The organism is Stackebrandtia sp. (assembly GCF_035643755.1).
Classification (GTDB): domain Bacteria; phylum Actinomycetota; class Actinomycetes; order Mycobacteriales; family Micromonosporaceae; genus Stackebrandtia.
In genome coordinates this window covers 1-4,622 of record NZ_DASQPW010000324.1, presented here as the reverse complement: position 1 = coordinate 4,622, position 4,622 = coordinate 1, and the positions used below count along the sequence as shown (strand labels likewise).

5 protein-coding genes and 1 tRNA gene are annotated in these 4,622 nt (G+C 67.6%); 3 read left to right on the top strand and 3 right to left on the bottom strand.

What is annotated here, in order from left to right; translation table 11 throughout:
* Positions 1 to 51 precede the first annotated feature (51 nt).
* From VE172_RS25285 to VE172_RS25275, 3 genes are all read right to left on the bottom strand, one after another.
* Entirely contained in the window at positions 52 to 525 is a 474-nt protein-coding gene (locus VE172_RS25285; RefSeq protein WP_324804790.1) for an NUDIX hydrolase, read from the bottom strand.
* 268 nt (positions 526 to 793) lie between these two features.
* Positions 794 to 869, bottom strand: a tRNA-Lys gene (locus tag VE172_RS25280).
* Between the two features lie 53 nt (positions 870 to 922).
* Positions 923 to 2,410, bottom strand: coding sequence for an MFS transporter (locus VE172_RS25275; RefSeq protein WP_324804789.1), 1,488 nt, complete (start codon positions 2,408 to 2,410; stop codon positions 923 to 925).
* A gap of 248 nt (positions 2,411 to 2,658) precedes the next feature.
* Between VE172_RS25275 and VE172_RS25270 the strand changes: the two genes are divergently transcribed.
* The 3 genes from VE172_RS25270 to VE172_RS25260 form a co-directional block, all read left to right on the top strand.
* Complete coding sequence (locus VE172_RS25270) at positions 2,659 to 3,351, top strand: sulfotransferase family protein (protein WP_324804788.1); 693 nt, start codon at positions 2,659 to 2,661, stop codon at positions 3,349 to 3,351.
* A 28-nt stretch (positions 3,352 to 3,379) separates the two neighbouring features.
* The gene (gene rsmA, locus VE172_RS25265; RefSeq protein WP_324804786.1) at positions 3,380 to 4,228 is read left to right on the top strand and encodes a 16S rRNA (adenine(1518)-N(6)/adenine(1519)-N(6))-dimethyltransferase RsmA; all 849 of its coding nucleotides are present in this window, start codon (positions 3,380 to 3,382) and stop codon (positions 4,226 to 4,228) included.
* On the top strand, positions 4,225 to 4,622 hold a 398-nt coding region (locus VE172_RS25260), incomplete at its 3' end, for a GHMP family kinase ATP-binding protein (protein ID WP_475526152.1). The genes rsmA and VE172_RS25260, both read left to right, overlap by 4 nt.

The window sequence follows — 4,622 nt, the reverse complement described above, 5'->3', positions numbered from 1 at the left end:
AGTTGCTCTTGTCGCGATCGCAGGCGTGAACAGATGACCTGGTACGTGGCGTTACTCAAGATAGGGTTCGGTGCGGTGCTCGAACCCGTGCTCGATACGGCGCCGCATGCCACGGTTGATCGCGAGCCTGTCTAGCTCGTGCTGGCTGAACCATCCCACCTTTGTCGACTCAGGACTTGTGGTGAGGGTGCCTCCAGTGAGGACAGCGCGGAAGCAAAGGGCGAACTGTTGTCGGACCTCACCATCACTGGTGTATTCGACGAGATGGTTGGGGTTGGTGTAGGTGCCGATCAGACCAGTGATCGTGATGTCGAGTCCAGTCTCTTCTTTGGCTTCGCGTATCGCCGTGTCGGCGATACGTTCACCAAGGTCGTGAGCACCACCGGGAAGAGCCCAGTCGCCGTTGTCTGATCGCTGGATGAGGACCACCTGTTGGTGTTGGTTTTCGATGAAGGCGACAGCGGAGGGCACAAGGCTGTTGGGAGGGGGCGCCAGCGGGTCATCGATGTGGTCGATACGGGTCACTCGGACTCCCTCCGATTCCTATGAGCCGTGAGGTTCCCAGGGACGCGCGCCGTTCTACAAGAATTCAAGATGCCGTATGTATCGACCGAATGGATCATCGTCGCCCAGTTTTTTGAGGTGGAGTGTCAACTAGTTGCGCCCTAGCTCGTTTCCAGCGCCCCCTATCAAAACGTCTGGGCGGGGAACTCCAAAAGCGCGACACCGTAGCCGTAAATTGCAGCTGTACCGGCCCGGTGTTCCACTGTCTACAACAATCTATCTGGGCTTATGGTGGGCCCCCCGGGGCTCGAACCCGGAACCTACGGATTAAAAGTCCGCAGCTCTGCCAATTGAGCTAAGGGCCCGCGACTGGAGCATCCTACCTGCCGGGTGGGGCGGGGGCGATCGGGTATCGCGGTCACTGGTTGGTGGCGGGGGCGGGTTCGAGGCCGGGGTCGAGTTGGGGGGCGCCGACGGCGCATTGGGTGCGGCAGGCTGGTTGGGTGGGTTCGGGTGCGGTCTTGGCGGGGTTGCGGACCAGGAGGACGGAGGTGAGGGCGGAGGCGGCGAAGAGAGCGGCGCAGATGAAGACGGCTATGCGGAAGCCGGAGTCGAAGGCCGCGGGGTCCTGATAGGCCCGTCCCGTTATCCCGGCCGCCAGGGGGAGCGCCGCCACCGCCAGCAGCGAGGCCGCGCGGGCGACCGCGTTGTTGATGCCGCTGGCGACCCCGGCGTGGGAGGAGTCGGCGGCGGCCAGGACGCCGGCCGTCAGGGGCGCGACCGTGATGGTCATGCCGATGCCGATGATGAGGACGCCGGGCAGCACGTGGGTGAGGTACGGGGCGTGGGGGCCGACCGTGAGCAGCAGGAGGACGCCGACGGCGGACAGGGCCGGGCCGAGGGTGAGGGGGAGGCGGGGGCCGAGTCTTTCGGCGACGGCGCCCGCGCGGGAGGAGAACAGGAGCATGAGGATCGTGAAGGGCAGCATGGTGATGCCGGCGGCGAACGCGGAGTAGTGCGAGACCACCTGGAGCTGCATGACGAGGAAGAACAGCACGCCGCTGAGTCCCGCGTAGATGCCGAAGGTGACGGCGTTGATGGCGGAGAACTGGCGGTTGGCGAACATGGCCGGCGGCAGCATGGGGGCGCGGCGGCGGCGTTCCACCACGACGAACGCGACGAACGCGGCCACGCCGATGACCGCGGCGGTCAGCGAGGCGGCGCGGGCGCCCGATTGCACGAGCGCGAAGGTGATGCCGCCCAGGCCGATCATGCCCAGGCCGCTGCCCACCAGGTCGAAGCGGCCGTTGGCGGCGGGGTCGCGGCTTTCGGGGACGAACTTCAGGGTCGCCACCAGGCACAGCACCACGACGGGGATGTTGATGTAGAAGACCCACGGCCAGCCGGGGCCGTCCACCAGCCAGCCGCCGATGAAGGGGCCGGCGGCGGTGAACACGCCGCCCAGGCCGGACCAGGCGCCGATGGCGCGGGCCCGATCCTGCTTGCGGATGGTGGACTGGATGATCGCCAGGGAGCCGGGGGTGAGCAGTCCGGCGCCGATGCCCTGGAGGACCCGGGCGGTGAGCAGGGTGGTGACGTTGGGCGCCATGCCGCACAGCGCCGAGGCCAGGCCGAACCAGACCACGCCGATGATGAAGACCTTGCGGCGCCCGTAGTGATCGCCGAGCGCGCCGGCGGTGAGCACCAGGGCCGCGAGCATCAGGGTGTAGCCGTTGACGACCCACTGAAGACTGTCCATGTTGGAGTCGAAGGTGTCGCCGATGTGGGGCAGGGCGACGTTGACCACGGTGCCGTCAAGGAACGCGAGGCTGGAGCCGCAGACCGCCGCCAGCACGATGCCGCGTCCGGTGGCCGACTTCAGCGCCACTCCCGATTCATCACTCACGCCGTGGACACTAATGCGTGAGTGGGGAGTGTGGCGTGAATCTCTCATCGCTTTTTGTCCACGTCGGCGCGTCGGCGCGGGGCTCGTCGCCGACATCGATCGCCGGACGGGAACGGGATCCTCGCCGACCGCGCGTGTCTGACCACACGAAACGTTTGCGGATCAAGTGAACTCGCGTCCGTCTCAGCGTCCTCTCAGGAATTCAGCAGTCGTTGACATATTGAGAAAATCGGGGCTACCGTTGCCGCATGCTGAAAGTAGTTGGCGCGGGACTGCCGCGCACCGCCACCATGTCCCTCTACACCGCACTCCCCAAGATCCTCGACGGTGACTGCTACCACATGCGGGTCATCTTCGAGAATCATCAGCACATCCCGCAGTGGATCGCCGCGGCCGAGGGCAACTCGCCGGACTGGACCGAGTTCTTCGACGGCTACGCCGCCGCCGTGGACTGGCCCGCCTCCGTGTTCTGGGAGGAGCACGCCGAGGCCTTCCCCGACGCGGTGATCCTGCTGTCCAAGCGCACCGACGGCGCCGCCTGGTACCGCAGCATGACCGACACCGTGCTGAAGGTGCGCGAGCGCGCGGCGAACATGCCGCCGGAGGTCGCCGAGTTCTTCCCGAAGGACTTCGACCAGTTCGTGCCCAAGCTGTGGAACAAGGTGTTCGGCGCCGACGTCGACCAGACCAGCAAGGACGACTGCGTGGCGGCCTACGACCGCTACATCGACTACGTCCGCGCCAACGCCCCCGCCGACCGGCTGCTGGAGTGGTCGGCGCCCGAGGGCTGGCAGCCGCTGTGCGAGGCGCTCGGCGTCCCGGTACCGGACGAGCCCTTCCCGCACGTCAACAGCACCGAGGAGTTCAACAACCGGGGCCCCGAGCGGATGAAGGAAATGATCGAGCAGATGAAGGCGAAGCGCGCCGCGTCCGGGAAGTGACGCAGGGGCGGTAGGCCATCATGATCCCGTGACCGAATTGCTGGGCGCGGGCGATGTCCGCCGAATAGCCGCCGCACTCGAGGTGCGTCCGTCGAAGAATCTGGGACAGAACTTCGTCGTCGACGCCAATACCGTGCGCCGGATCGCGGCGGCGGCCGGACTGAACGACGATGACGTGGTCATCGAGGTAGGGCCGGGGTTGGGTTCACTGACCCTGGCCCTACTGCCGTTGTGCGCGGGCCTGCACGCCGTGGAGGTGGACGGCAGGCTGGCCCACGCGCTGACGCCCACTGTGGAGGCCTTCGCGCCGGACGAGGCGTCCAAGCTCCGGGTGCACCACGCCGACGCGCTGCGCGTCGACGCGGGCGACTTCGACCCGGCTCCCACCGCCCTGGTGGCGAACCTGCCCTATAACGTCGCGGTGCCGGTGGTGCTGACCCTGTTGAGGCGCCTGCCGAGTCTGCGCCGCGGCCTGGTGATGGTGCAGTCCGAAGTGGCCGATCGGCTCACCGCCAAGCCCGGCTCCAAGATCTACGGGGTCCCCAGCGTCAAGCTCGCCTGGTACGCCGACTCCCGTCGTGCCGGTGCGGTGCCGCGCGGGGTGTTCTGGCCGGTGCCGCACGTCGATTCGGGTCTGGTGGCGTTCGCACGCCACGAACCGCCCGACGGCGACGTCGAGGCGGTATTTTCCACGGTGGACGCGGCGTTCGCTCAGCGCCGCAAGACCCTGCGCATCGCGCTGTCCGGGTGGGCCGGCGGCGCGGACCGGGCCGAGGCGATCCTGCGGGAGTGCGGGATCGACCCGCGCACCCGCGGGGAGGCGCTGGACGTCACCGCGTTCGCCCGCATCACACGACAACGAAAGAGCCCAAATTGAGTGAGGCGCTTGCCTACGAGTCCGAATCCGACGCGGTGAGGGTGCGGGTTCCCGCGAAGATCAATCTGCATCTGGGCGTGGGCCCGCGCCGCGCCGACGGATACCACGATCTGACCACTGTGTACCAGGCGATCTCGCTGTATGACGAGGTGACGGTGGAACGCGATGAGCGCCAAGGCATCCACGTGGAGGTGGAGGGGACCGGCGCCGGGCTGGTCCCGCTGGACGACTCCAACCTGGCGGTGCGCGCGGTGCGCCTGCTCGGACTGGAGTCCGGCATCAAGCCCGAGGTGACGGTGCGCATCGACAAGAGCATCCCGGTGGCCGGTGGGCTGGCCGGTGGCAGCGCGGACGCCGCGGGCGCCCTGCTGGCCGCCGCCCGGCTGTGGGACCT